Origin of the sequence: Sphingobium sp. SA916 (assembly GCF_002894065.1) — a bacterium.
Lineage (GTDB): Bacteria > Pseudomonadota > Alphaproteobacteria > Sphingomonadales > Sphingomonadaceae > Sphingobium > Sphingobium fuliginis.
On record NZ_LXYF01000009.1, the window covers coordinates 1 to 1,425 of the forward strand.

Sequence of the window (1,425 nt, forward strand, 5' to 3'; positions counted from 1 at the left end):
GGTCGCGTCCGTCAATGTGGTGTAGAATTGGGTGTGGCCAGCGGGCTGCATTTTCAGGCGGCCTTGGGTGTAATCTGTAGCGGCTGTGCCTCCTCGATCATTGGTGTAGCAAGGGCGGCCATGCCCTCGATCTGCATGTAGCGGTGCTGGAGCTGGTATTCGTCATTCTGCTCCAGCAGGACGGCGCCGACGAGGCGGATGATGCTATCCTCGTTCGGGAAGATGCCGACGACATCGGCGCGGCGCTTCACTTCCTTGTTCAGGCGTTCCAGTGGATTGGTGGAATGTAATTTGACGCGGTGCTGCTCGGGGAAGGTCATGTAGGCCAGCACGTCGTGCTCGGCATCGTCCATGCAGGCGCCGAGCTTTGGCCAGCGGGTACGCAACTGGTCGGCGACCTGGCGCCAGACCTGTGTCGCGGCGGCATGGTCGGGCTGGAGGAAGACCTGGCGGATGGCAGCGGCGACGACAGTGTTCTGGCCCTTGGGCACGTAGGCCAGGGCATTGCGCATGAAGTGGACGCGGCACCGCTGCCAGGTGGCGCTGAGCACGCGAGTGATCGCTGCCTTGAGGCCCTCGTGGGCATCGGAGATGACCAGCTTCACGCCGGTCAGTCCGCGGCGTGCGAGGTCCTTGAGGAAGCTCGACCAGAATGGCTCGGCTTCGGAGGGGCCAATGTGAAGGCCAACGATTTCGCGCTTGCCCTCGGTGTTGACGGCAACGGCTATTATCGCGGCGACACTGACGATCCGCCCGCCCTCGCGCACCTTGAGGTAGGTAGCATCGAGCCAGAGGTAGGGCCAGTCGCCGGTGAGCGGCCGCTTAAGGAAGGCATGGACACGTTCGTCGATATCCTTGCACAGCTTGGACACCGAGGATTTGGAGATGCCGGTCATGCCCATGGCCTGCACCAGCTCGTCGACACGCCGGGTGCTGACGCCGGCGATCCACGCCTCCTGGATCACCGCGACCAGCGCCTTCTCGACGGTCTTCCTGGGTTCCAGGAAGCCAGGGAAGTAGGCGCCGGTCCGTAGCTTGGGAATCCTCAGGTTGAGCGTGCCGAGCCGGGTATCGAGGCTGCGGTCGCGGTAGCCGTTCCGCCAGGTCGTCCGGTCGCCGGAGCGCTCGTGTCGGCTAGCGCCGACCAGGCCATCGACGTCGGCCTCCATGATGATCTGTAATACGCTCTCGGCGATCGTGCGCAGGAAATCTCCATCTCCAGTCTTCGCCATCAGCTCGGCAAGCGGTAGTCTGTCGTCGGTCATCGGGATCAACTCCTCGGTGGGCGTGTGAAGTGTGGTAACTCCACCTTACCGATGAGCCCGGTGGCCACCGAGATCGAAATCGCATGGGGTGCGGCATGCCCCACCCCATGCGATCATCTCAATCTACACCAGAAATTACACCACGAGCGCGGACGCTAAC

Annotated in this window: 1 protein-coding gene; it reads right to left on the reverse strand. The window is 63.1% G+C overall.

Features of this window, described 5'->3' with window-relative positions:
• Positions 1–53: 53 nt before the first annotated feature.
• Positions 54–1,265: an IS256 family transposase gene (locus A8G00_RS03325; protein ID WP_011950834.1), complete on the reverse strand. Its 1,212-nt coding sequence runs from the start codon at positions 1,263–1,265 to the stop codon at positions 54–56.
• Between the last annotated feature and the right edge of the window lie 160 nt (positions 1,266–1,425).